This is a genomic window from Streptomyces sp. NPDC047085 (genome assembly GCF_040643735.1).
Taxonomy (GTDB): Bacteria; Actinomycetota; Actinomycetes; order Streptomycetales; family Streptomycetaceae; genus Streptomyces.
Window position 1 is genome coordinate 453,334 of sequence record NZ_JBEYUW010000004.1, and the last position, 24,505, is coordinate 477,838.

Here is a 24,505-nt window from a genome sequence, read left to right on the forward strand (position 1 = left end):
GCGTTCAGCCCTCGCGCTTTTCCACGACGACCGACTCGATGACGACGTCGTTCACCGGCTTGTCGTTGCGGCCGGTCGGGACGGCGGCGATGGCGTCGACGACCTCCCGGCTCGCCTTGTCGGCGACCTCGCCGAAGATCGTGTGCTTGCGGTTGAGCCAGGTGGTCGGGGAGACCGTGATGAAGAACTGCGAGCCGTTGGTGCCGGGGCCGGCGTTGGCCATGGCGAGCAGGTAGGGCTTGCCGAAGTTCAGGTCGGGGTGGAACTCGTCCGCGAAGTCGTAGCCGGGGCCGCCGATGCCGGTGCCGAGGGGGTCGCCGCCCTGGATCATGAAGCCGCCGATGACCCGGTGGAAGATCGTGCCGTCGTAGAGCCTGTCGTGGGTGACCTCGCCGGTGCCCGGGTGCTTCCACTCACGCTCGCCCGTGGCCAGCTCCACGAAGTTCCGGACCGTGACCGGCGCGTGGTTCGGGAACAGCCGGATCGCGATGTCGCCGTGGTTGGTCTTGAGGGTGGCGTAAAGCTGCTCGGCCACGATCTGCCTTCCGTTGTCTTTCCGTGATGCCCCGATCCTCGCACGGTCCGGCCCGGACGTCGCCGGGCAGGCGTCAGTTCCGGCGGGTTCCGGCGGGTGGGAAGCGCGCGGCGGCGAATCGTGGCAATGTCGTCGAAGGCTCGTGTTGCCCGGATTACGTCGCTTACGCAGCCATCGACACCCGTATGCCCGCCCGCGCATGCCTCACGGGCCTCGGACAGGCATGATCCGTAAAAGGGTGGAAAGTCGAAATACCGTACGCCACCGAGGAGGAGGACCCCGTGACCCGCATCGACAGCGTGCGCGCCGCGACCGGTTCGGCGAAGGACAGCGTGCTGCACGCCGCGGAAGTGGTGGCGCCCTACGCCGACACGGCCAAGGAGCGTGCCTCGCACTACGCTCAGGAGGCGCGCGTACGGCTCGCGCCCGTGGTGTCGCAGGCCGCGGAGCAAGCCCGCGTGCAGTACGACGCCCGGCTCGCCCCGCGTCTGGAACAGGCCCGTTCGCATGTGCCGCCGAAGGTGGACCAGGCCGCGCAGGACGCCGCCGTCCTGACCCGCAGGGCCGCCCGGCAGGCGGCCGAGTACTCCCGTCCCAAGATCGAGCAGGCGATGGCGGCGGCCGGCCCGGTGGCCGACGAGGCCGCTTCGCGGGGCGCCGCCGCCCTGGCCGCGCTGCGCGGCAATGTCTCGGCGAAGGAGATCCAGAAGCTGGCCCGGCGCAACGAGCGCCGCAGCCGGGCCGGCCGCGCCGTGAAGGTCCTGGCGCTGGTGGGCGTGCTGGCGGGCGGTGCCTTCGCGGCCTGGAAGTGGTGGGACAAGCAGGCCAACCCGGACTGGCTGGTGGAACCGCCCGCCGCGACGGAGGTACCCGAATCGGGCGGGCTCAGCTCGGTCGACGGCACCGGCCCCCAGGTACTGGACCCGGAGGTTCAGGCGAAGCAGGACGAGGAGGAGTCCGCCGACCGCGACGACGACAGGTGAGGCGGCGAAACCGTGGGGCGGACGACGCGTGTGGGTCGTCCGCCCCACGGTGTTTCACGTGAAACGCGCGCCGGGCGGATCGGGCAGGGCGAGGCCTGCCCGCACTCCTGAGCACGACCCGCACGGCGGCGGACCGCCGATCCGATTCAAAAAATGCCCCCTGGCCTGCATTTTCGCAGGTCAGGGGGCATTTCCGGTGTGGAGCCTAGGGGAGTCGAACCCCTGACATCCGCCATGCAAAGACGGCGCTCTACCAACTGAGCTAAGGCCCCGGACAGGAGCGGCCGACCGGAGGAATCACGTCCCCGGCGGCGCCGCAGACCAGAGTACCGGGTCACCCCCCGTATCCCGCAAAAAGATTGGGGGTCCCCGCGGATGACCACTCTCCGTAAGATGCTCGACGTGGTTCGCTACAGCGAACCGCCGTTTTTAGGGGAAAGCGATGGGGAGACGCAATGGACGCCGCACAGCAGGAAGCCACCGCGAGAGCGCGGGAGCTGCAGCGGAACTGGTACGGGGAGCCGTTGGGGGCGCTCTTCCGTAAGCTGATCGACGATCTCGGGCTCAACCAGGCCCGGCTCGCGGCGGTCCTGGGGCTGTCCGCTCCGATGCTGTCACAGCTGATGAGCGGCCAGCGGGCCAAGATCGGCAATCCCGCCGTGGTCCAGCGGGTACAGCTGCTGCAGGAGCTGGCGGCACAGGTCGCGGACGGCAGCGTCAGCGCGGCCGAGGCGACCGAGCGGATGGACGAGATCAAGAAGTCACAGGGGGGTTCGGTGCTGAGCAACGCCACGCATACGACGAACAGTTCGGGTGCGCCGACGGTCAAGCGAGTGGTCCGCGAGATCCAGTCGCTGCTGCGTTCCGTGGCCGCCGCCGGCGACATCATCGACGCCGCCGACACCCTCGCCGTGAGCCACCCCGAACTGGCAGAGTTCCTCCGGGTCTACGGCGCCGGCCGCACCTCGGACGCGGTCGCGCATTACCAGTCCCACCAGAGCTGACCCCACGGCCCGGTTCCGGAGGGGGTCCGGAACCGGGCCGAGGCAGAGGCTCGGTGGGCAGAGGTTCGAGAAGCGCAGAGGGTCGGGGGCGCGGGTCGTATCTCTCATCGGGGTGGGAAGCAGGGCCTGGGGGGCAGGGAGCAAGGGGGGCCGGGTAGGACGCAGGGCTGGGCCGGGCGAGGGGGAGGAGCGGCGGACGGTCATGGGTGAGGTCTTCGCCGGGCGGTACGAGCTGGCCGACCCGATCGGCCGGGGCGGTGTGGGCGCCGTATGGCGTGCCTGGGACCACCGCCGACGGCGCTACGTGGCCGCCAAGGTGCTCCAGCAGCGCGACGCCCACGCACTCCTGCGCTTCGTGCGGGAGCAGGCCCTGCGCATCGACCACCCCCATGTGCTCGCCCCGGCCAGCTGGGCCGCCGACGACGACCAGGTCCTGTTCACCATGGACCTCGTCGCGGGCGGGTCACTGGTCCACCTCGTGAACGACTACGGCCCCCTGCCCCCGTCGTTCGTGTGCACCCTGCTCGACCAGCTCCTCTCCGGTCTCGCCGCGGTGCACGCGGAGGGCGTCGTCCACCGGGACATCAAGCCCGCGAACGTGCTGCTCGAAGCCACCGGTACCGGCCGGCCGCGGCTCAGGCTGTCCGACTTCGGCATCGCCATGCGGCTCGGCGAGGTCCGGCTGACGGAGACCAACCTGGTGGTGGGCACGCCCGGATATCTGGCACCCGAACAGATGCTGGGGGCCGAACCGGACTTCCCCGCCGACCTGTTCGCCGTGGGCCTGGTCGCCCTCTATCTGCTCGAAGGGGCCAAGCCCGACGCCAAGGCCCTCATGCAGTACTTCATGGAACACGGGACGCCCGGTCCGCCCCAGGGCATCCCCGAGCCGCTCTGGCAGGTCGTCGCCACCCTGCTCCAGCCCGATCCCGCGGCCCGCTTCCGCACCGCCACGGGAGCGCGCAAGGCGCTCGCCGCGGCCACGGAACTCCTGCCGGAACCCGGCCCCGACCAGGAGCCGATCGAGATCTTCGACCAACTCGGGTCCCTGCCACCCGGGTTCGGCCCGGAGGGACCCCTCAAGAGGGCCTCCGGGGTACACGCGTCCCTGATCACGGACACCGGCGGCCGCACCGGCGGCGGCACGGAACCGGGCACGGGAGAAGCCTCGCGTCCCGCGCCCCCGACGCCTTCCATGTCGGACACCGGAAGCTTCCATCTCCCCCCTCCTCAGCCCGAGTTGACCCCGCAGCCGGAGTCGCCGGCGCTGCCCGAATCGGCGCCGATGCCCGAGTCGCCGTCGCTGCCGGAGATGACCCAGGCGGACCACACCCCGCAGCACCAAGCCGCCCGGCCGCAGGCCCCGCAGCACCATCAAGGCAACACCGAGCAGGTATCCCCGGCCCCGGCAGCGGCCGGCCCCGCCCCCCACATCTCCGCCCACACCACCCCCACGCCCTGGCACCCCGCCGCGCCGCACACACCCCCGGCGCCGCAGCACACGCCCACCGCCGCGTACACAGCCCAGGACCCGCAAGCCCCGCAAGCCATGCCACAGGCTCCACCGCCCGTCCCGCTCCACGTCCCCCCGCAGCCCCACTCGCTGCAGCCCCACTCACCACAGCTCCGCCCACCACAGGCCGACCCGGCGCAGCCCTACCCCCCGCAGCCACCCTCCGCGTCCAGACGCCGGGGGCGCCGAGCACGCCGTAAGAACCGGCGTCCGGGGCCGTCGGCCAAGGTCGCGATCCCGATACTGCTGCTGGCGCTGGCCTGCTACGGCGTGGGTTTCTGGGCGCTGACCCGCGTCTGAGTCCGGCGGGCCGTCAGCGTCCACACGCCCAGGACCAGCAGCAGCGCGGTACCGGTGCCGATGCCGCCGACCGCGAGCGCCTTCATCGCCGTGCCGCCGCCACCCGCGCTCCCGGCATGCCCGGCGCTCCCCACGCCGCCCGCACTCCCCGCACCCCCCACGCTTCCGGTGACCGCGGCCGCCCGGTCCTGCGCCGAGATCGTGAACACGTCACCGGGCACGGGGGACCCGGCGTACGCGGGCCCGGCATGGGCCTGCCCGTCGAGGCGGACCCGCAGGGTCACCCCGAACGGACCCGGCCCGAACGTGTCGCTCATCTGCGCGCTGAGGTGCAGGACCAGGTAGTACTCGCCCGCGAAGCGGACGGCGCCGACCCGGCCGACGGCCGCGTACCGGTTGGCGTACTCCACGGGCGGCAGGGGGTCGAGCGAGGCGCTCTTCGCGGTGCCGGTGTAGCCGAGGGCGGCGGCGTCGACGTAGCCGCGTACGGGGTTGTGGAGGGTCAGGTTCAGGGCGCCGCCGACATAGCCGTGCCCCGGGGAGCCGTCCAGTTCGGCGGTGGCGTGCAGGCGGCGGCCCCAGTCGACCGGCACCTTGTAGAAGAGGGTCTGTCCGGGGGCGATCCGGGTGCTCCAGACGCCCGGGCCCAGCGGGCGGGCCGTCGCGAACCCGGTGCCGCCGGAACGGTCGCGGGGCTCACCGGTGATGGGCTCGGGGGAGGCGGAGTCCCAGGTCCCGGGCGGGGTGGTGGCACCGGCCCCGGCCGGGCGCGGTTCCGTGACGGGCGCGATCTCCAGGTCCCAGCGCTGCGCGGAGCCGACCACGGAGGACCCCCCGGAGGACCCCTGCGCGTCCAGGCGCTGGACGCGCAGGTAGTACGTCCCCTTTCCCTGGCAGAGCGCCTTGCCGGTCTCGCGCTCCCCCAGGGCCGTGACGGGGCGGGGGCTGAGCCCGGCGCCGAACAGCGCGGAGCCGTAGGAGCAGGAGGTGCCGTGGGCGTCCTGGACCGACACCCGGATGCCGTCGGTGGCGGAGACGGTGGTGTCGGCCGGGGGTACGGCGGTGACGGGGACGTAGGCCGTGGCCGGGGCGTCGAGGTCGAGGCGGTAGTACAGCTCGCCGTTCCTGGGCAGGGAGCTGCGGTAGGTCCGGCCGGGCTCCAGCCGGGGGGCATCGGCGGTGCCGGTCGCACCGGTGACGGGCCGGGCGTCCGGCGCGAAGGCATACGTCCCCTGCTGTGCGTCGGCGGCTACGGCGGCGGTCGCACCCGGCAGCGCGGCCACGGCGCACAGGGCGGCTCCCACGAGTGCGGCCCGGGTTCCATACCCCACGCGCCGGCCGCCCGCCACCCGGCCCCGGTCCCAGACCCGGTCCCGGTTCCGCCTCGTACGCCGCCCTCGCCCCCGCACGTGACACCCCCTGTCACTCCGCTCCCGCCCGCATCCGGCCGGGTGCGTGGCGTGGCCCATCCTGCCCCGGGTGCCCTTGGGCCATCCGGGGATTCCGTGCGGCCGTCCGAAACGGCGGCCCGAAACGCCCGTACCGTCCGGGTACGCGTACACCACCCGCCGGAACCCGGCAACACGAGCCATGCGCCACGAGCCACGAGCCACACCACGCACTCGGCCTGGCAGCGGAAGAACGGCCGGGCAACACAGAGCCCCGGCCGCGCGGGGCGGCCGGGGCTCTGTTCAGGTTCTGGTGTCGGGATTCAGGAACCCGTGGGCACGGAGTCGGTCGCCTCCGTCCACAGGTCCTGCTCGGCGCGATCCGCCTGGATCTGGCGGTACACGAGGAGACCGCCGATGGCGGCCAGTGCGACCAGGAGCAGCTTCTTCACCGCGCGACCTCGTCTTTCGTTGACGTAGGGGACCTCTGGCGCCCGACTATACACACCGACCGATATCGGTCGGTGACCTGCGTCGGCCCCCAACTCCCGCCTCCGGCAGCGCAATAGACCAGGTCGGCGCACCTTCCGATCTGAGGGTGATCACACCTCCACACACGGTTACTTTGCTCCCTCTTCGCTCACCCTCACCAGGTTTTGGGGGTTTTCCGGCCCTCTTGCGTCCATCCGAGTGGTGTTCATCTGAACTTCGACGCGCCACGGGCGTTGGTCCACCACTTCTCGATCCCCATACACATCATGAGGAAAGTACGCAAATCGCCCGACCTGAAAGTGAGGGGCCATGACCGAGAACAAGGTCATGAAGCTGTGGACCGCCATCGTCACCGCCTTCCTCGCGCTGTGCACGGCGCTCGGACTCGTCACCGCGACCACCGCCACCGCCGCGGCGGCGCCGCAGAACGAGGAGCCCCGCCCCACCACCGCGCACCGCACGGCCCCGGTGGTCCCGGCGATGAACCACTGGCTCTGGTCCCATGCCAGGGCCCTGCCCCCCACGATGAAACAGCGGATCCGGGCCGAGGCCCACGGAAAGACCCCCAACTGCCGGCACCGTCCCCTCACCGACACGGAAGCGGTGCTGCAGGACATGCAGCTCCGGCCGACGGAACAGATGGAACAGACGGAACGGGCTGTACAGACGGAACAGAGGGAACGGCTCGACTGCTGACCCGACCCGCAGCTCGCAGGACCGCAGACGTTCCAGAACACACAGGACCGCAGACGTTCCGCTGCACACAGCACCGCTGACGTTTCGACACCACGGCGACTTGCGTACGCATGAGTCGACACGGAATGACCCCCGGCCGATGGCGGCCGGGGGTCCAGCGCTGTCCGCGAACGGCGACGCGCCTCCTCATCCGGCGTCACGGCCTGGCCGGGCGTCGTAGCCTGGTCGGGTGTCCAAGGAGGTACGGAGCCCGCGCGCCCCGGCGGTGCGCGACAACGCGCGGCACCAGTGGGAGAAGGACCGGGCCCGGCAGCCCCGGCCGACCCGGGCCGCGACCGGCGCCACCGAGCACGACACCGGCCTGGCACCGGACGACCTCGTCTTCTTCGCCCGCTACCGCAGGACCGAGGCAACCAGGGACCTCGCGGACGCCTTCGGCGTGCCGGAGGGCACCGCGCTGCTCGAACGCCGCTACCGGACGCGGTGCGGCGACGACCCGGCCCCCTTCAGCCTCGTCACCTCGTACGTCCCCTACGACCTGGTCGCGGCCAACCCCGACCTGCTGGACGAGTCCAAGGAGCCCTGGCCCGGCGGCACCCAGCACCAACTCCGCACCGTGGGCGTCGAGGTGGACCGCGTCGAGGAACGCGTCACCGCCCGTCCGCCGACCCCGGAGGAGGCCCGTGAGCTGCGGCTTCCCCCCGACACGGCGGTGATCCTGCTCCGGAAGACCTCGTACGACACTGACGACCGCGTCGTGGACGTCTCCCACCTCGTCCTGCCCGGCGACCGCACGGAACTGGTCTTCACCACGCATCTGGAAAGGTGGTGAATGCCGCCGTGCCCCGGCGCATCACCGTAGTCACGGCTGTCCACGCCCCGTCCGCCCGCTTCCTGCCGGACGCGTACCGGTCCCTGTGCGCGCAGGAACTCCCGGACGGCTGGGAGTGGACCTGGGTGGTCCAGGAGGACGGGCGCACGGACGAGGTCCGCCCGTACCTCCCCGACGACCCGCGGGTGATCTTCCGTCAGGGACGCCCCGGCGGCCCCGGAGTCGCCCGCACCATCGCCCTGGCGCACGCCGACGGCCCGTACGTGAAGGTCCTGGACGCCGACGACCAGCTCCCGCCGGGCACGCTGGCCCGCGACCTCGCGGCGCTGGAGGCCGACCGCACACTGGGCTGGGCCACGTCCCGGGTCCTGGACCTGCTCCCCGACGGCTCCACGGCCGGCTTCCCCGACGACCCGGACCAGGGACCTGTCGAGCGCGGGGCCGTGCTCGACTACTGGAAGGCGCACGGTTTCCGGGCCCAGGTGCATCCGGCGACCCTCTTCGTCCGGCGGGACCTGCTGACCGCCCTCGGCGGCTGGATGGCCCTGCCCGCCTCCGAGGACACCGGACTGCTCCTCGCGCTGAACGCCGTCAGCCGGGGATGGTTCTCGCGGGAGGTGGGGCTCCTCTACCGCAAGTGGGAGGGCCAGGTCACGGGCCAGGCCCCGCACACCGACCCGGCGGAACGCGAAGCGCGCATGGCGGTCGCGGAGGCGAGGGCCCGCGCGCTGGCACAGACGGGCTGGCGCCATCCGGCCGACGCCGACTGACGCCACCCGGCCGACCTCGGCCGACGCCGGCCGGCTCGCTCACTCGGCTATGACGACCGCCTGCGAGGGGCACTTCTCGGCGGCTTCCCGCACCAGGGGATCGTCGCCCGCGTCCTCCTGGCCGGACCGGACCACGCCGTATCCGTCGACGAACGCGAACACCGACGGAGCCCGGTACGCGCATTCGGCCGATCCGTAACACACGTTCCGGTCCACCGAGACCTTCATGCGCCCTCCCGTCGCAGGCAACCGAGACCTACGACGACCCTGCCCCGCCGGCGCTGGCCTGAACCGGGGGCAGGGGCCCGCGGGCGCCGCCCGCCGTGGCGAGCCAGTGGGCCACGCGGCGCAGGGTGGGTTCGTCCAGGCGGTCGACCATCGCCTCCACCGCCCGGGCGTCGTCGTCGGCGAGGTCGTAGAGCCCGGCCTTGCCGAGGCCGGCCATGAGCACCTGCTGTCGGCGGTCGGCCATGCGCTCCTCGCGGCTGCTGCTCGGCTTCCCGGAGGTGTGCGAGGCGGCCGGGGTGTCCGAGGCGAGCGGGGTGTCCCCGGTGGCCGGGGCCGGGGCGGTGTCAGGGGTGTCGAAGCGGTGCCACGCGCCGTCCCGGGGGCCCCACAGAGCGACCGTCACCTCGGCGCCGCGCGCCCGTACCGTCCGGGCCATGTCGCCCACCGCGTAGAGCACGGGTGCCCGGTACGGGGACTCGGCGCCGACGGCCCAGGAGTCCTGGGACGGCTGGTGGAACATCGCGACCCAGCGCGGCACACCGGGCGGTTGCGGACAAGGAGAGCTTTCTTCCACGGCACTCGGCATGGCACTCAACCCCTTCGGGAACGGCGGCCGAGGCGACCGTAGCTGACGTACCGTCAGATATCCAGAGCCGTCGGGACAGGGGGAGGCGTGGTTCCGCCGCCCGTCCGGTACCGGTCCCTCCCCTCGTGGGGACCGGTACCGAACGGAGCGGAGGATGTCGGTCCACGTCGCGTCGGCGTGCTGGCGGACCGAAGTCGAAGGAATTCGAAGGAAGTCGAAGTGGGTGCGGACGGATGCGGAGGCTCAGGTGCGACGACCGTGGACACGGCCGCCGTGTGGCTCCGGGGGAAGTTGACCGAGAACGTTCGGCGCCATGGGCCGCCTCTCCGGGGCACGGGCAGGTGGCCTGTCCGGACGGTGTGTCACAGTGCGGCTACCGCGATGCGATCCTGCCATCTGGCGCCTCCGGCGAGGAGGCCCGGACGTCCGGAGCAGGGCTTCGTCGCAGGTCAGCCATATAAGGTGAGTTTTCCGGTCCGGACGTCCAGACAGCGGGGGAAGTAAAGGGGTGGGACCTTGGGTTCCGACTCAGGGGCACGCACAGCCTTCGCCGAGCGCCTCGCGCTGCTCTACAAGGAGGCCGGCAACCCTCCCCTCAAAAGCGTGTCCGAGGCAGTCGTACGACTGCAGCGGGTGGACGAGCGCGGGCGGCCCGTACGGGTGTCCGCGCAGCGCATCAGCGACTGGCGGCGGGCCAAGAACGTGCCGGCCCAGTTCGCCGCCCTCGCGGCGGTCCTGCAGATCCTGATCCCCGAGGCGCGGCGCGCGCGGCCCGCTCCGGTCTCCGGCGGCCTGTACGACCTCGCGCAGTGGCAGCGGCTGTGGGAGAGGGCGCTGGCCGACCCGGTGGGCGAGCGTCCGCCGCCCGTCGAGGAGCAACAGCAGCCGCCTCCGGACCAGGCCCCGGCCGTCACGGGCGGAGTGTGTCCGTACCGGGGACTGGCCCCCTACCGGCGCGAGGACGCCCGGTGGTTCTTCGGCCGGGAGCGCAGCACGGAGGCGCTCGTGGCCCAGCTGCGCGCCGCCGGGAAGACGGGCGGGCTGGTCGTGCTGGTCGGTGCCTCGGGCGCGGGAAAATCGTCCCTGCTCAACGCCGGTCTGGTCCCCGCGGTGCAGGGCGGCGCCCTGGAGGACGGCGGCGGCCGGCCGGGCCCGGTGCTCCAGCTCGTACCGGGAGCCGATCCGCTCGGCGAGCTGACCCGCCGTGTCCCGGCCCTCGCCCCCCTCGCCGCGGCGGCCCGCGAGGCCGAACTGGAGGCGACGCACAACCCGGCGGCCCCCGGCGCCGACGCCCCGCACTTCGCCCGCGCGGTACGGGAGACCCTCACGGCATGGGCACGCGGCGAGTCGGCCGGGACGGAGCAGGACCCGCGAGACGAACCGCTGGCGCGGGATGACGAACCGCCGGCGCGGGATCAAGAGGGCACGGAGGCACCCTCGGTACACCAGCCCCCGGCCGACACCACCGTCTCCGCCCACACCGCCGCCCCCGACGTCACCCCCTACCCCCGCCCGGTCCTCATCGTGGACCAGTTCGAGGAGACCTTCACGCTCTGCGCCGACGAGGCCGGCCGGCGCGCCTTCGTCCAGTTCCTGCACGCCGCCTGCACACCGCCCGCGGACTCGCCCGGGCCCGCCCCCGTGCTCGTGGTGCTCGGCATCCGCGCCGACTTCTACGAGCAGTGCCTCGGCTACCCGGAGCTGGCCGACGCGCTCCAGCACCGGCACATGGTGCTGGGGCCGCTGACCACGCCGGAGCTGCGGGAGGCGGTGACCGGCCCCGCCAAGGCCGTGGGGCTGGAGCTGGAGGCGGGCCTGACCGAGCTGATCGTCCGCGAGGTGAGCGCCGACGGCCCGCGCGGGGCGCACGACGCGGGCGTGCTGCCGCTGCTGTCCCACGCCCTGCTCGCCACCTGGCAGCGGCGCAAGGCGGGCCGGCTGACGCTGGCCGGTTACCGCGCGGCGGGCGGCATCCAGGGGGCCGTCGCGGCCACCGCCGAGCGCGCCTGGTCCGGCCTGGACCCGGCCGCCCGCACCGCCGCCCGGCTGCTCCTGCTGCGCCTGGTCCGCCTCGGCGAGGACACCCAGGCCACGCGCCGGCGCGGCACCCGGCGCCAGCTGGCGCAGGAGTCGGCGGATCCCGGCAAGACCGAGGAGTCGCTGGAGGCGCTGGTCCGCGCCCGGCTGGTGACCCTCGACGCGGAGACCGTGGAGATCACCCACGAGGCGCTGCTGCACGCCTGGCCCCGGCTGCGTCACTGGATCGACGACGACCGGGGCGACCAGCTGCTGCGCCAGCGGCTGGAGGAGGACGGCCGGGCCTGGGAGGCCTCGGACCGGGACAGTTCCCTGCTGTACCGGGGTTCCCGGCTGGAGCAGGCCCGTAGTTGGGCGAAGTCCGCCGGGGACACCTTCCTGACCCGCGGCGCGGTGGAGTTCCTGGCCGCCTCGGTCCGGCTGCGCAGGCGTACGGTGCTGATCAGCCGGGCCGCGGTGGCGGCGCTGGTCGTGCTCGCCGTGCTGGCCGCCGGTTCGGCGGTGGTGGCGTGGCAGCAGCGGGACGACGCCGTGTTCGAGCAGGTGCTCGCCGAGGCCGACCGGGTTCAGCACACGGACCCGTCGCTGGCCGCTCAGCTCGACCTGGTCGCGCACGATCTGCGGCCCGGCGACGAGGGGGCGTACAGCAGACTGATCTCCGTCGTGAACGCGCCGCTCGCCACCCCTCTGCTCGGCCACACCGGCGCCGTCTACCTGACCTCCTTCAGCCCCGACGGCAGGACCCTGGCCACCGCCAGCTACGACCGCACCGTCCGCCTGTGGGACGTGCGGGACCGCAGCCGCCCCCAACCCCTCGGCGCCCCCCTGACCGGCCACACCAGCTGGGTGAGCAGCGCGGTCTTCAGCCCGGACGGCCGCACGCTCGCCAGCGCCGGCGACGACGGCACCGTACGCCTGTGGGACGTGAGCGACCGCACCCGCCCCAAGCCGCTCGGCACGCCTCTGACCGGCCACCAGGGCACGATCTACCTGGTCGCCTTCAGCCCCGACGGGCACACGCTCGCCAGCGCAGGCGAGGACCGCACCGTACGCCTGTGGAACGTGGCCGACCCGCGCGCGCCGAGGCCGCTCGGTGTCCTGCGCGGGCACACCGCGGCGGTGCGCTCCGTGGCGTTCAGCCCCGACGGGCGCACCCTCGCGGCGGGCGGCGACGACAACGAGGTCCGGCTGTGGCGCCTGGCCGATCCACGGCACCCCGAGCCGGTCCGCACGGTGCTGACCGGCCACACGAACGTCGTGCACTCGGTGGCGTTCAGCCCCGACGGGCGCACGCTGGCCAGCGGCAGCGCGGACGACACCATCCGGCTGTGGAACGTGGCCGATCCGGAGCGCGCGGCACCGATCGGTTCGCCGCTGACCGGGCACACCGGTCCCATCTGGTCGGTGGCCTTCAGCCCCGACGGCGGCCGGCTCGCCGCCGCCAGCGCGGACAGCACGGCGAGCCTGTGGAACGTCAGCGATCCGGCGTCCCCGTCCCAGGTCGGCGAGCCGCTCGCGGGCAGCAGCGGCGAGATGTACGCGCTCGGGTTCAGCCCCGACGGCAGGACCCTCGCCACCGGCAGCGGGGACAGCAAGGTCCGGCTGTGGTCGGTGCCGACGTCGGACATGATCGGCCGCGGCGGGGCGTTCCGCCCGGACGGCAGGGTCCTCGCCACGGCCGCCCGCGACGGCAGGCTGCGGCTGTGGAACGTGGCGGCGCCGGGCCGGCCCGTGCCGCTCGGCGCCCCGTTCATGGCCGCCGACGGCGGTCAGCGTTCGCTGGTGTTCTCCCCCGACGGCCGCACCCTGGCGGTGCTGACCGGGAACCGCTCGGTGTACCTGTGGAACGTGGCCGACCCGGCCCGCCCGGTCCCCGCCGGGCCCCCGCTGGCCCTGCGGACCCGTTTCATGGGCCCCGACGCGCTGGCGTACAGCCCCGACGGCCGCACCCTGGCCACCGCCTACGACGACCGCACCATCCGGCTGTGGAACGTCGCCGACCCCGCCCGTCCGGCCCCGCTCGGGGGGCTCCTCACCGGCCACCGGGGCTACGTCGACGCGCTCGCCTTCAGCCCCGACGGCCACACCCTGGCCAGCGGCAGCGCGGACGCCACGATCCGCCTGTGGAACGTCACCCGGCCCGGCCGTGCCACCCCGCTCGGCCGGCCGCTCACCGGCCACTCCGGCCCGGTCAACGCGCTCGCCTTCGGCCCCGGCGGCCGCACCCTGGCCAGCGGCAGCGACGACGACACCGTCCGCCTGTGGAACGTCGCCGACCCCAGCGCACCCGGCCGGCTCGGCTCACCCCTCACCGGCCACACCGAGGCGGTCACCTCGCTGACGTTCAGCGCCCGCGGCCACACCCTGGCCAGCGGCGGCAACGACAACACGGTCCGCCTGTGGAACGTCACCCGCCCGGAGTCGGCCACCCCCATCGGCCAGTCGATGAGCCCCTACGCCAAGACGGGCAGCTTCCTCGCCTTCAGCCCCAGCAGCCACATCCTCGGCGTCTCCAGCGGCGCGGACACGATCCGTCTGTGGAGCCTGGACGCCGACGAGGCGATCCAGCACATCTGTTCGGTCACCGCGGGTGTGCTGACCGAGCAGAAGTGGCACGAGTACCTGCCCCGCCTCTCGTACGACCCCCCGTGTCCCCGCTGACCGACCAAGATCAGCCAACTCCCCGATTTCCTCCCCGACTTCGCTCCCCCAGGCCAACCAACCTTGTTACCCTTGGCCATAGCCCGATCGCTGGTGCATCCCCCGTCGCCAGCGGTCGGGCCTTTGCATTGCCCGACGCACCCCCGGAACAGCAAAAACCCCCAGCCCTCTCCGACTGGGGGTTTTCTCACTGTGGGGCTAACAGGATTTGAACCTGTGGCCTCATCCTTATCAGGGATGCGCTCTAACCAACTGAGCTATAGCCCCGCCGCGCTCTGCGGTGTGTGTCCCGCGCGCTGACTCCTGAAGATTAGCGCACGAGGGCGGCAGTCCCAAAATCGGTTGTCGGGGGACTGTCAGGAGAGCCGGGCAGGTGGAGTCACTCGTCCTCGGCCAGCGTCAGCTCGATACCGCCGACGAAGCCCGCGGAGAGGTTGTAGATGAACGCGCCGAGGGTGGCCAGCGCCGTCGCGAGGACGACGTCGATGACCGCGATGATCGACGTGAACATCAGGACGTGGGGGAGCGAGAGGAACGCCTGGAGGTCGAAGCCGTTGGCCTCGTTGGAGCCGGTCGCCTCGGAGATCGTGCCGCCGACCGTCGAGAACACGCCCATCGCGTCCATGACCATCCACAGCACCGCCGAGGCGACGATCGTGCAGATGCCCAGCGCGATGGAGAGCAGGAAGCTGACCTTCATCACCGACCACGGATCGGCCTTGGCGACGCGCAGCCGGGCCTTACGGGTGCGCGGAGCCGTCTTCGCTCCCGTGCGCGGCCGGCGCACGGCCGAGCCCGGCTGCTGTGCCGGATAGGCCTGCGGCGGGTGGTAGGGCCCGGCGGGCTGCTCGGAGTGCCGCTCACCGGGCAGCGGGGAGACCGGCCGGGTCTCAGCCGGAACGGCCCCGCCATGGGTCTGCGGGCCTCGGGTGTCCGTCACAGTTCCCCCCTGGGATCCATGCGCCTGCGGTGAGGGCGAGCCCTGCACCGAAGCCGTCACCGGCTTCAGGTTGGTGGTGTGCGGGTCGATCGGGCTCCCCGCACTCGCGGCGGAGCCACGGCCGCCGCCGTTCGTCTCCGTACCCGTGGAGGTACCGGCCGACCCGGCGCCCGTGGCTCCGCTCACGATGACTCACTCCTCGTGCTACTCGGCCGAGGGCGCCTCACCCTCGTCCGTGCCGGTGGTCGCGGCACCCTCGGCGGTCTCGTCGACGACATCCTCGCCGTCGACCTCCTCCGCCTCACGCCCCGCCTCGGCGTTACGTGCGATGCCGACCACGGCATCGCGCTTGCCCAGGTTGATCAGTTGGACGCCCATGGTGTCACGGCCCGTCTCCCTGACCTCGCTGACTCGCGTACGAATCACACCGCCGGACAGCGTGATGGCGAGGATCTCATCGCTCTCCTCGACAATCAGCGCGCCGACGAGGGAGCCACGGTCCTCGACGATCTTGGCGGCCTTGATGCCGAGGCCACCGCGACCCTGGACGCGGTACTCGTCGACGCCGGTCCGCTTCGCGTACCCACCGTCGGTGGCAGTGAACACGAACGTACCGGGTCGCACCACATTCATCGACAGAAGTTCATCGCCCTCGCGGAAACTCATGCCCTTGACGCCCGAGGTGGCGCGGCCCATCGGGCGCAGGGTGTCGTCCGAGGCGGTGAACCTGATCGACTGTGCTTTCTTGCTGATCAGAAGCAGATCGTCGTCGGCCGAGACCAGCTCGGCGCCGATCAGTTCGTCGTCGGATCCGTCCTCGCGCTCGCGCAGATTGATCGCGATCACACCGCCGGAGCGGGGCGAATCGTAATCCTTCAGCGGCGTCTTCTTCACCAGGCCGGACTTGGTGGCCAGGACCAGGTACGGCGCCGCCTCGTAGTCACGGATCGCGAGGATCTCGGCGATCGCCTCGTCCGGCTGGAAGGCCAGCAGGTTCGCCACGTGCTGGCCGCGCGCGTCCCGGCCCGCCTCGGGCAGCTCGTAGGCCTTCGCCCGGTACACCCGGCCCTTGTTCGTGAAGAACAGCAGCCAGTGGTGCGTGGTGGAGACGAAGAAGTGGTCGACGATGTCGTCTTCCTTCAGCTTCGTGCCGCGCACGCCCTTGCCGCCGCGCTTCTGCGCCCGGTAGTCGTCCGTCTTCGTCCGCTTGACATAGCCGCCGCGCGTGACGGTGACGACGATGTCCTCCTCGGCGATCAGGTCCTCGATGGACATGTCGCCCTCGTACGGGATCAGCTTGGTCTTGCGGTCGTCGCCGTACTTCTCGACGATCGCCGCCAGCTCCTCGCTGACGATCCCGCGCTGACGCACCGGCGAGGCGAGGATCTCGTTGTACTCGTTGATCTTCGCCTGGAGTTCGTCGTGCTCCTGGACGATCTTCTGGCGCTCCAGGGCGGCCAGCCGGCGCAGCTGCATCTCGAGGATGGCGTTCGCCTGGATCTCGTCGATCTCCAGGAGGTCCATCAGGCCCGCGCGCGCGATCTCGACGGTCTCACTGCGCCGGATCAGCGCGATGACCTCGTCGATGGCGTCCAGCGCCTTCAGCAGACCGCGCAGGATGTGCGCGCGCTCCTCGGCCTTGCGCAGCCGGAAGCGGGTCCGGCGGACGATGACCTCGATCTGGTGCGTCACCCAGTGGCGGATGAACGCGTCCAGGGACAGGGTGCGCGGCACGCCGTCGACCAGCGCCAGCATGTTGGCGCCGAAGTTGGTCTGCAGATCGGTGTGCTTGTACAGGTTGTTCAGGACGACCTTGGCGACCGCGTCCCGCTTCAGGACGATCACCAGACGCTGACCCGTACGGGACGACGTCTCGTCGCGGACGTCCGCGATGCCGCCGATCTTGCCGTCCTTCACCAGGTCGGCGATCTTCTGCGCGAGGTTGTCCGGGTTCACCTGGTACGGCAGCTCGGTGACGACCAGGCACTGGCGGCCCTGGATCTCCTCGACCTCGACCACCGCGCGCATCGTGATGGAGCCGCGCCCGGTGCGGTACGCCTCCTCGATGCCCTTGCGGCCCACCACCAGGGCGCCGGTCGGGAAGTCCGGGCCCTTGATGCGCTCCATGAGCGCGTCCAGCAGCTCCTCGTGCGAGGCCTCGGGGTTCTCCAGGTACCACTGGGCGCCGGCCGCGACCTCGCGCAGGTTGTGCGGCGGGATGTTGGTCGCCATACCGACCGCGATACCGGCCGAGCCGTTGATCAGCAGGTTCGGGAAGCGGGCCGGCAGGACGGTCGGCTCCTGGGAGCGGCCGTCGTAGTTGTCCGTGAAGTCGACGGTCTCCTCGTCGATGTCCCGGACCATCTCCATCGACAGCGGCGCGAGCTTGCACTCGGTGTACCGCATGGCCGCCGCCGGGTCGTTGCCCGGGGAGCCGAAGTTGCCGTTGGAGTCCACCAGCGGCATCCGCATCGACCACGGCTGGGCGAGGCGCACCAGCGCGTCGTAGATCGAGGAGTCGCCGTGCGGGTGGTAGTTGCCCATGACGTCGCCGACGACACGGGCGCACTTGTAGAAGCCGCGCTCGGGGCGGTAGCCGCCGTCGTACATCGCGTACAGCACACGGCGGTGGACGGGCTTGAGACCGTCACGGACGTCGGGCAGCGCACGGGACACGATGACGGACATCGCGTAGTCCAGGTACGAGCGCTGCATCTCCGTCTCGAGCCCGACGGGCTCGACACGCATCGCGAGTTCGCCGCCCTCTTCAGGCGTCGTGGGAGTGTTCTCGTCGGCCATTGCTGGTGAAGATCCTTCCTGGTGCGGTCAGCTGAGACCGACTCAGATGTCGAGGAAGCGGACGTCCTTGGCGTTGCGCTGGATGAAGGCGCGGCGCGCCTCGACGTCCTCGCCCATCAGCACCGAGAACAGGTCGTCGGCCTGGGCGGCGTCGTCGAGCGTGACCTGGCCGAGGACCCGGTGCTCCTGGTCCATGGTGGTCACCCGCAGTTCCTCGGCGTTCATCTCGCCGAGGCCCTTGAAGCGCTGGATCGAGTCCTCGCGGACGCGCTTGCCGCGCTGCCGCCCCAGCTCGATCAGCGCGTCGCGCTCGCGGTCCGAGTACGCGTACTCCGTGTCGTCCCGGCCCCACTTGATCTTGTACAGCGGCGGGCGGGAGAGGTACACGTGCCCGGCCTCGACCAGCGGCCGCATGAAGCGGAACAGGAAGGTCAGCAGCAGGGTGCTGATGTGCTGGCCGTCGACGTCGGCGTCCGCCATCAGGATGATCTTGTGATAGCGGAGCTTCTCGATGTCGAAGTCCTCGTGCACACCCGTGCCGAAGGCGGAGATCAGCGCCTGGATCTCCTGGTTCTGCAGGATCTTGTCGATCCTGGCCTTCTCGACGTTCAGGATCTTGCCGCGGATCGGGAGGATCGCCTGGTACTGCGGGTTGCGGCCGGACTTGGCCGAGCCGCCGGCGGAGTCACCCTCGACGATGAAGATCTCGCACTTGGTGGGGTCGTTCGACTGGCAGTCGGACAGCTTGCCCGGCAGGGACGCCGACTCCAGCAGGCCCTTGCGCCGGGTCAGGTCACGGGCCTTGCGGGCCGCCACGCGCGCGGTGGCCGCCTGGATGCCCTTGCGGACGATGTCCGCGGCCTCCACCGGGTTGCGGTCCAGCCAGTCGTTGAGGTGTTCGTAGACCGCCTTCTGCACGAAGGTCTTCGCCTCGGTGTTGCCGAGCTTGGTCTTCGTCTGGCCCTCGAACTGCGGCTCGCTCAGCTTGACCGAGATGATCGCGGTCAGGCCCTCGCGGATGTCGTCACCGGTGAGGTTGTCGTCCTTCTCCCGCAGCAGCTTCTTGTCGCGCGCGTACTTGTTGATCAGCGACGTCAGCGCGGCGCGGAAGCCCTCCTCGTGGGTACCGCCCTCGTGGGTGTGGATGATGTTCGCGAAGGAGTACACACCCTCGCTGTAACCGCTGTTCCACTGCATCGCGACCTCGAGGGACAGGCTCTTGTCCTTGTCCTCGGCCTCCAGGTCGATGATCGTGGGGTGCACCGCTTCTCCCTTGCGGGAGTTGAGGTACTTCACGAAGTCGACGATGCCGCCCTCGTAGTGGTACGTGACGGTCTTGACCTCGGCCTTCTCGTCGGCACCCGCCTCGTCCGCACCGCTGGTCGCCTTCGCCGACTCGCGCTCGTCGGTGAGTTTGATCGTCAAACCCTTGTTGAGGAACGCCATCTCCTGGAAACGCCGCGACAGCGTCTCGAAGGAGTACTCGGTGGTCTCGAAGATGTCCGGGTCGGCCCAGAAGGTGACCGAGGTACCGGTCTCGTCCGTCGCCTCGTGCTGGTCGAGCGGGGCCGTCGGGACGCCGAGCTTGTAGTCCTGCGTCCAGCGGTGGCCGTCGGTCCTGATCTCGACGGCGACCTTCGTGGACAGCGCGTTCACGACGGACACACCGACACCGTGAAGACCACCGGAGACGGCGTAACCGCCGCCGCCGAACTTGCCGCCCGCGTGCAGCACGGTCAGCACGACCTCGACGGCCGGCTTGCCCTCGGAGGGCACGATGCCCACCGGGATGCCACGGCCGTTGTCGACGACGCGCACGCCGCCGTCGGCGAGGATCGTCACGTCGATCGTGTCCGCGTACCCGGCCAGCGCCTCGTCGACCGAGTTGTCGACGACCTCGTACACCAGGTGGTGCAGACCGCGCTCGCCGGTGGAGCCGATGTACATGCCGGGCCGCTTGCGGACCGCGTCCAGCCCTTCGAGCACGGTGATGGCGCTGGCGTCGTACGAAGCCGAGGCCGTGGCCTCGGCGTTCACGCCGGCGTCGGTGGACGGGATGTTCTCGTTGGGGTTGCCGGAATCGGCCACGAAGCGCCCTTTCTGGCACAGCACGAGCCGGGCTCACCGGCAGGTTGCCGGAGCGGCTGCGGCATGTTGCGTTGGTAAGCCTTGATCAGCGTTGCTCAGCTTTTCCCGGGCGGTCCCCACGTTGGGGCGGGATTGGCCTCCAGTCTACCGGTAGCGCCGACAGTAATGGGGGCTTGCCGGTACCTGAGTCCCCATGTGCCGCCCTCAACCGGTCTCGGCCGGGTACCGATATGCGGAAGGGGGCTCCAAGCGGCTCACAGCGGCACTCAGCGCTTCGGGCCGTCAACCCTTGGCTACTTCGGGGTCAGCTCGTGATCCACATCCGGGCGCGGCTGGTCCACAGGGGTACGACGACACCCCGCCGCCACCCCCCTGGCGTGATGTACGTCACCCGTAGGTGTCGCCCGGGCCCGTGCTCCCCGGAGCCCGCAGCGGGCCGTAACGCCGGGCCGGGCCGCCGGGACCGTTCACCTTGATCAGCCGGACCGTGCCGTGCCCGAGGTCCTCGTTGAGCCGGGCCACCAGCGCCGGGGCGAGCAGCCGCAACTGGGTCGCCCACGCCGTCGAGTCGCACTGCACGGACAGCACCCGCTCGTCCTCGTCGTACCGCTGCGGCACGCAGTGCTTGGCCAGGTCCTCGCCCACGATCTGCGGCCAGCGGCCCATCACCCCGCCCACCGCGGCCGGGGTCTCCCAGCCACGCTCGTTGATCAGCCGGTTGATCGCCGCGCCGAGCGCCATGGGGTCGCGGCCGTCCGCGCGCGCCCCGGAGCGCAGACCGCCGCCGCGCTGCGCCTGCTTCTTCTGCCGTGCCGCGTCCCCACGCGCGCGTGCCTGCTCCTTCGCGGCACGCAACGCCACGCGCGCGAGGTCGACACCGGAGGGCTCGGCAGACTTCTTCGAGCTCGTGGAGGCCGGCTTCGAGTTCGCGGAGGACGGCGTCGGGCTCGTGGAGGCCGGCTTCGGGCTCCTGGGGGTGGGGTCGTCGGTGCTCATACGCGCTCCACCGTCCCGCCGGCCACCGCGTACCGGGCGCCGGCCAGCACATGCGGCACGTCGTCTTCCACCGCGGCGGTGACCAGCACCTGCTCGCCGGGCGCGACCAGCTCGGCCAGCCGCTCCCGGCGGCGGGCGTCCAGCTCGGCGAAGACGTCGTCCAGGATCAGCACCGGCTCATTGCCCTCGGCCCGCAGCAGGTCGTACGACGCAAGACGCAGGGCGAGCGCGTAGGACCAGGACTCGCCGTGGGACGCGTACCCCTTGGCGGGCAGCTGACCGAGCTTGAGCAGCACATCGTCCCGGTGCGGGCCCACGAGGGTCACGCCCCGCTCGATCTCCTGCTTGCGTGCCTCCGCGAGCGCCGCCATCAGCTGGGCGTACAGATCCTCGCGCGTGTGCGCCTCACCCGGCGCCGACGGCTTGTACTCCAGCGCGATCGGGCCGCCGCCGGGCGCCAGCTGCTCGTACGCCTTGTCGGCCAGCGGCTGCAGCGCGGCGATCAGGTCCAGCCGCTGGGCCAGCAGCTCGGCACCCGCGCGCGCGAGGTGCTGGTCCCACACGTCCAGGGTGGACAGGTCCATGGAGCGGCCGCCGTGCCTGCGCGCGAGGGCGGCGGTCTTCAGGAGCGTGTTGCGCTGCTTGAGCACCCGCTCGTAGTCCGAGCGCACCCCCGCCATGCGCGGCGAGCGCGCGGTGATCAGCTCGTCCAGGAACCGGCGCCGCTCGCCCGGATCGCCCTTGACCAGCGCGAGGTCCTCGGGCGCGAACAGCACGGTCCGCACGATCCCCAGCACGTCCCGCGGCCTGACCTGCGAGGACCGGTTGATGCGGGCGCGGTTGGCCCGGCCGGGGTTCAGCTCCAGCTCGACCAGCTGCTGCCGCTCGCCCTGCCTGACCTGCGCCCGGATCACGGCCCGCTCGGCGCCCATGCGGACCAGCGGGGCGTCGGAGGCGACCCGGTGGCTGCCGAGGGTGGCGAGGTAGCCGACCGCCTCCACCAGGTTGGTCTTGCCCTGGCCGTTGGGGCCGACGAAGGCGGTGACGCCCGGGTCGAGCGGGACCTCGGCCCGGGCGTACGAGCGGAAGTCGGCCAGCGAAAGATGCGTGACGTGCATGGTCGTTCGCCGACCTCCCCCAGTGTGGTGATGGCTTGTGGATCGCCGGGCGACCCTGTGGATTACTTCTTCTCTACGGCGTGGCCGCCGAACTGGTTGCGCAGCGCGGCGATCATCTTCATCTGCGGCGAGTCCTCCTGGCGGGAGGCGAACCGCGCGAACAGCGACGCGGTGATCGCGGGCAGCGGGACCGCGTTGTCGATGGCGGCTTCCACAGTCCAGCGTCCCTCACCGGAGTCCTGTGCATAACCGCGCAGCTGGTCGAGGTGCTCGTCCTCGTCCAGGGCGTTCACCGCGAGGTCCAGCAGCCAGGAACGGATGACCGTACCCTCCTGCCAGGAACGGAAGACCTCGCGGACGTTCTCCACGGAGTCGACCTTCTCCAGCAGCTCCCAGCCCTCGGCGTAGGCCTGCATCATCGCGTACTCGATGCCGTTGTGGACCATCTTCGCAAAGTGACCCGCGCCGACCTTGCCGGCGTGCACCGAACCGAAGTCGCCCTCCGGCTTGAGCGCGTCGAAGACCGGCTGCACCTTGGCGACGTTCTCGGCGTCGCCGCCGTACATCAGCGCGTAGCCGTTCTCCAGGCCCCAGACGCCGCCCGAGACGCCGCAGTCGACGAAGCCTATGCCCTTGGCGGCCAGCTCCTCGGCGTGCTTCTCGTCGTCCGTCCAGCGGGAGTTGCCGCCGTCCACGACCACGTCACCGGGCTCCAGCAGCTCGGCGAGCTGGTCGACGGTCGACTGGGTGGGCTCGCCGGCCGGGACCATCACCCAGACCACGCGCGGGGCGCTGAGCTTGCCCACAAGCTCTTCCAGGCTGTGGACATCCGCGAGGTCCGCGTTGCGGTCGTATCCGATGACGGTGTGGCCCGCGCGGCGGATCCGCTCGCGCATGTTGCCGCCCATCTTGCCGAGGCCGACGAGACCGAGCTCCATCAGTTGTGTTCCTTAGGTCGCTGTGTGGCGTGTGGGGTACCCGCGTACCCGGTCCGAGCCTAGCCCCGGACCCTCACGCACAGCTGTGGGCATACGCGCTCATACGTATGCCCTCACCTGGGACTTCTCCGTCCGGGCGCAGTCGGGCCGACCGACCCGGCCGGTGACGCACAGCCTGTGGACGGACCCGGCCGCTCGGCTGCTCAGCCGCTCAGCCGGACCGGCATGATCAGGTACTTGTACGCCTCGTCCGCCTCGGCGTCCACGGCAGGCTTGCCGCTCAGCAGCGCGGGCTTCGTGGACGTCGTGAACGACAGCTGGGCCACCGGGGAGTCGATCGCGCTCAGACCGTCCAGCAGGAAGGTCGGGTTGAAGGCGATCGAGATGTCGTCGCCCTCCAGCTGCGCGTCCACCCTTTCCACAGCCTGTGCGTCGTCGCTGGAACCGGCCTCCAGGATCAGCACGCCCTGCTCGAAGCTCAGCCGCACCGGGGTGTTCCGCTCGGCGACCAGGGCCACACGCTTGACGGCCTCCACGAAGGGGGCGGTCTCGATCACGGCGACGGAGTTGAACTCGGTCGGGAACAGCGTGCGGTACTTCGGCAGGTCGCCCTCGAGGAGCCGCGTGGTCGTGCGACGGCCCGCGCCCTCGAAGCCGATCAGGCCCTCGCCCGCGCCCGAGCCGGACAGCGCCAGCGTGACGCTGTCACCGGCGCCCAGCGACTTGGCGGTGTCCAGGAGCGTCTTGGCCGGGACCAGGGCGACCGCGGAGGCGTCCGGGTTCTCCGGCTTCCACAGGAACTCGCGGACCGCGAAGCGGTAGCGGTCGGTGGAGGCCAGGGTGACCGTGTCGCCCTCGATCTCGATGCGCACACCGGTGAGGACGGGCAGCGTGTCGTCACGGCCGGCGGCGATGGCCACCTGGGACACGGCGGCCGCGAAGACCTCGCCGGGCACGGTGCCCGTGGCGCTCGGCATCTGCGGCAGCGCCGGGTACTCCTCCACAGGCAGGGTGTGGAGGGTGAACCGCGAGGAGCCGCAGACCACGGTCGCCCGTACACCGTCTGTGGAAATCTCCACCGGACGGTTGGGGAGCGCGCGGGAGATGTCGGCGAGCAGGCGGCCGGAGACGAGCACCGTGCCCTCCTCCTCGACCTCCGCCTCGACGCTGACGCGCGCGGAGACCTCGTAGTCGAAGCTCGACAGGCTCAGCTGGCCGTCCTCGGCCTTCAGCAGCAGGCCGGCGAGGACAGGCGCCGGCGGACGGGCCGGAAGGCTGCGTGCCGCCCAGGCCACTGCCTCCGCGAGTACGTCGCGTTCCACCCGGATCTTCACCGTAAGCCGCCTCCTGCTGTTGCTACTGAGTCCTCCGACTCGGTGTCACCGCCCACTGCGAAGGGAAGGACACCGGGGACCAGTCTGACGCACCGCACTGACAGTAGGTGCCGGTCGGGGTCAAGTCGCTCCGAGGGGCAGCCGGGCTCGAGACGGCGAGTTGTGCACAGCCCCCGCTTCAAAGCGATTGCCAGGCTCTCTCTAGTCGGGAGTAGTAGTAGGGCCTGTGGATACCGTGGATAACCACGTTTGCCCAGCTCAGAGCCC

At 71.4% G+C, this 24,505-nt stretch carries 19 protein-coding genes and 2 tRNA genes; 7 read left to right on the forward strand and 14 right to left on the reverse strand.

The genetic code is table 11. The features are described from left to right. Nucleotides 1-4 precede the first annotated feature (4 nt). Nucleotides 5-535 carry a peptidylprolyl isomerase gene (locus tag ABZ865_RS17560; protein WP_361230810.1) on the reverse strand — a complete coding sequence of 177 codons (531 nt, stop codon included), beginning with the start codon at nucleotides 533-535 and terminating at the stop codon, nucleotides 5-7. Between the two features lie 281 nt (nucleotides 536-816). Here ABZ865_RS17560 and ABZ865_RS17565 point away from each other — a divergent pair, with 281 nt between their 5' ends. After that, nucleotides 817-1,518 (forward strand): DUF5324 family protein, encoded by a 702-nt coding sequence (locus tag ABZ865_RS17565; protein WP_361230812.1) that lies wholly within the window; start codon nucleotides 817-819, stop codon nucleotides 1,516-1,518. Between the two features lie 199 nt (nucleotides 1,519-1,717). Here ABZ865_RS17565 and ABZ865_RS17570 read toward each other — a convergent pair. After that, nucleotides 1,718-1,790: transfer RNA gene (locus tag ABZ865_RS17570), tRNA-Ala, on the reverse strand. A gap of 183 nt (nucleotides 1,791-1,973) precedes the next feature. On the opposite strand from ABZ865_RS17570, the gene ABZ865_RS17575 reads away from it, so the two are divergent. Beyond that, nucleotides 1,974-2,522 carry a DNA-binding protein gene (locus ABZ865_RS17575; protein ID WP_361230814.1) on the forward strand — a complete coding sequence of 183 codons (549 nt, stop codon included), beginning with the start codon at nucleotides 1,974-1,976 and terminating at the stop codon, nucleotides 2,520-2,522. A gap of 202 nt (nucleotides 2,523-2,724) precedes the next feature. Then, nucleotides 2,725-4,335, forward strand: a complete 1,611-nt coding sequence (locus tag ABZ865_RS17580) for a protein kinase (protein ID WP_361230817.1) — start codon at nucleotides 2,725-2,727, stop codon at nucleotides 4,333-4,335. Here ABZ865_RS17580 and ABZ865_RS17585 read toward each other — a convergent pair. Both ABZ865_RS17585 and ABZ865_RS17590 read right to left on the reverse strand, forming a co-directional pair. Continuing rightward, a complete protein-coding gene (locus tag ABZ865_RS17585; protein WP_361230819.1) occupies nucleotides 4,299-5,666 on the reverse strand; it encodes a hypothetical protein in 1,368 nt (455 codons plus the stop codon). The two genes, ABZ865_RS17580 and ABZ865_RS17585, sit on opposite strands and share 37 nt — an antisense overlap. Nucleotides 5,667-6,046: 380 nt before the next feature. Continuing rightward, entirely contained in the window at nucleotides 6,047-6,175 is a 129-nt protein-coding gene (locus ABZ865_RS17590; RefSeq protein ID WP_003999697.1) for a DLW-39 family protein, read from the reverse strand. Between the two features lie 349 nt (nucleotides 6,176-6,524). Here ABZ865_RS17590 and ABZ865_RS17595 point away from each other — a divergent pair, with 349 nt between their 5' ends. From ABZ865_RS17595 to ABZ865_RS17605, 3 genes are all read left to right on the forward strand, one after another. Next, complete coding sequence (locus ABZ865_RS17595) at nucleotides 6,525-6,911, forward strand: DUF6344 domain-containing protein (protein ID WP_361230821.1); 387 nt, start codon at nucleotides 6,525-6,527, stop codon at nucleotides 6,909-6,911. 229 nt (nucleotides 6,912-7,140) lie between these two features. Next, nucleotides 7,141-7,743, forward strand: a complete 603-nt coding sequence (locus ABZ865_RS17600; RefSeq protein ID WP_361230823.1) for a UTRA domain-containing protein — start codon at nucleotides 7,141-7,143, stop codon at nucleotides 7,741-7,743. An 8-nt stretch (nucleotides 7,744-7,751) separates the two neighbouring features. Further along, a complete protein-coding gene (locus tag ABZ865_RS17605; protein WP_361230825.1) occupies nucleotides 7,752-8,513 on the forward strand; it encodes a glycosyltransferase family A protein in 762 nt (253 codons plus the stop codon). Nucleotides 8,514-8,552: 39 nt separating this feature from the next. On the opposite strand, the gene ABZ865_RS17610 is transcribed toward ABZ865_RS17605, so the two are convergent. Both ABZ865_RS17610 and ABZ865_RS17615 read right to left on the reverse strand, forming a co-directional pair. Beyond that, nucleotides 8,553-8,741 carry a ferredoxin gene (locus tag ABZ865_RS17610; RefSeq protein WP_361230827.1) on the reverse strand — a complete coding sequence of 63 codons (189 nt, stop codon included), beginning with the start codon at nucleotides 8,739-8,741 and terminating at the stop codon, nucleotides 8,553-8,555. A gap of 28 nt (nucleotides 8,742-8,769) precedes the next feature. After that, the gene (locus ABZ865_RS17615) at nucleotides 8,770-9,279 is read right to left on the reverse strand and encodes a hypothetical protein (protein WP_361230829.1); all 510 of its coding nucleotides are present in this window, start codon (nucleotides 9,277-9,279) and stop codon (nucleotides 8,770-8,772) included. 564 nt (nucleotides 9,280-9,843) lie between these two features. Here ABZ865_RS17615 and ABZ865_RS17620 point away from each other — a divergent pair. After that, a complete protein-coding gene (locus ABZ865_RS17620; protein WP_361230831.1) occupies nucleotides 9,844-14,025 on the forward strand; it encodes a hypothetical protein in 4,182 nt (1,393 codons plus the stop codon). Nucleotides 14,026-14,218: 193 nt separating this feature from the next. Here ABZ865_RS17620 and ABZ865_RS17625 read toward each other — a convergent pair. The 8 genes from ABZ865_RS17625 to dnaN all read right to left on the reverse strand — a co-directional run bounded on the left by ABZ865_RS17625 (nucleotide 14,219) and on the right by dnaN (nucleotide 24,238). Then, nucleotides 14,219-14,292: transfer RNA gene (locus ABZ865_RS17625), tRNA-Ile, on the reverse strand. Between the two features lie 112 nt (nucleotides 14,293-14,404). Continuing rightward, nucleotides 14,405-15,151, reverse strand: a complete 747-nt coding sequence (locus tag ABZ865_RS17630) for a DUF3566 domain-containing protein (protein ID WP_361230833.1) — start codon at nucleotides 15,149-15,151, stop codon at nucleotides 14,405-14,407. Between the two features lie 18 nt (nucleotides 15,152-15,169). Continuing rightward, nucleotides 15,170-17,764 carry a DNA gyrase subunit A gene (gene gyrA, locus ABZ865_RS17635; protein WP_361230835.1) on the reverse strand — a complete coding sequence of 865 codons (2,595 nt, stop codon included), beginning with the start codon at nucleotides 17,762-17,764 and terminating at the stop codon, nucleotides 15,170-15,172. 42 nt (nucleotides 17,765-17,806) lie between these two features. After that, the gene (gene gyrB, locus ABZ865_RS17640; protein WP_361230837.1) at nucleotides 17,807-19,876 is read right to left on the reverse strand and encodes a DNA topoisomerase (ATP-hydrolyzing) subunit B; all 2,070 of its coding nucleotides are present in this window, start codon (nucleotides 19,874-19,876) and stop codon (nucleotides 17,807-17,809) included. Nucleotides 19,877-20,239: 363 nt separating this feature from the next. Continuing rightward, nucleotides 20,240-20,848 (reverse strand): DciA family protein, encoded by a 609-nt coding sequence (locus tag ABZ865_RS17645; RefSeq protein ID WP_361230839.1) that lies wholly within the window; start codon nucleotides 20,846-20,848, stop codon nucleotides 20,240-20,242. Continuing rightward, entirely contained in the window at nucleotides 20,845-21,966 is a 1,122-nt protein-coding gene (recF, locus tag ABZ865_RS17650) for a DNA replication/repair protein RecF (protein WP_361230841.1), read from the reverse strand. Before recF ends, ABZ865_RS17645 begins: the two co-directional genes overlap by 4 nt. A gap of 62 nt (nucleotides 21,967-22,028) precedes the next feature. Then, nucleotides 22,029-22,904, reverse strand: a complete 876-nt coding sequence (gnd, locus tag ABZ865_RS17655; protein ID WP_361230843.1) for a phosphogluconate dehydrogenase (NAD(+)-dependent, decarboxylating) — start codon at nucleotides 22,902-22,904, stop codon at nucleotides 22,029-22,031. A gap of 203 nt (nucleotides 22,905-23,107) precedes the next feature. Beyond that, on the reverse strand, nucleotides 23,108-24,238 hold the full coding sequence (gene dnaN, locus ABZ865_RS17660; RefSeq protein ID WP_100827195.1) for a DNA polymerase III subunit beta: 1,131 nt from the start codon (nucleotides 24,236-24,238) through the stop codon (nucleotides 23,108-23,110). Between the last annotated feature and the right edge of the window lie 267 nt (nucleotides 24,239-24,505).

What these genes read in the sequence shown, in the direction of transcription:
- ABZ865_RS17575 (WP_361230814.1), top strand. Translation starts at nt 1,974, where the DNA reads ATGGACGCCGCACAGCAGGAAGCCACCGCGAGAGCGCGGGAGCTGCAG.
- ABZ865_RS17580 (WP_361230817.1), top strand. Translation starts at nt 2,725, where the DNA reads ATGGGTGAGGTCTTCGCCGGGCGGTACGAGCTGGCCGACCCGATCGGC.
- ABZ865_RS17595 (WP_361230821.1), top strand. Translation starts at nt 6,525, where the DNA reads ATGACCGAGAACAAGGTCATGAAGCTGTGGACCGCCATCGTCACCGCC.
- ABZ865_RS17610 (WP_361230827.1), bottom strand. Translation starts at nt 8,741, where the DNA reads ATGAAGGTCTCGGTGGACCGGAACGTGTGTTACGGATCGGCCGAATGC.
- gyrA (WP_361230835.1), bottom strand. Translation starts at nt 17,764, where the DNA reads ATGGCCGACGAGAACACTCCCACGACGCCTGAAGAGGGCGGCGAACTC.
- ABZ865_RS17645 (WP_361230839.1), bottom strand. Translation starts at nt 20,848, where the DNA reads ATGAGCACCGACGACCCCACCCCCAGGAGCCCGAAGCCGGCCTCCACG.
- recF (WP_361230841.1), bottom strand. Translation starts at nt 21,966, where the DNA reads ATGCACGTCACGCATCTTTCGCTGGCCGACTTCCGCTCGTACGCCCGG.
- gnd (WP_361230843.1), bottom strand. Translation starts at nt 22,904, where the DNA reads ATGGAGCTCGGTCTCGTCGGCCTCGGCAAGATGGGCGGCAACATGCGC.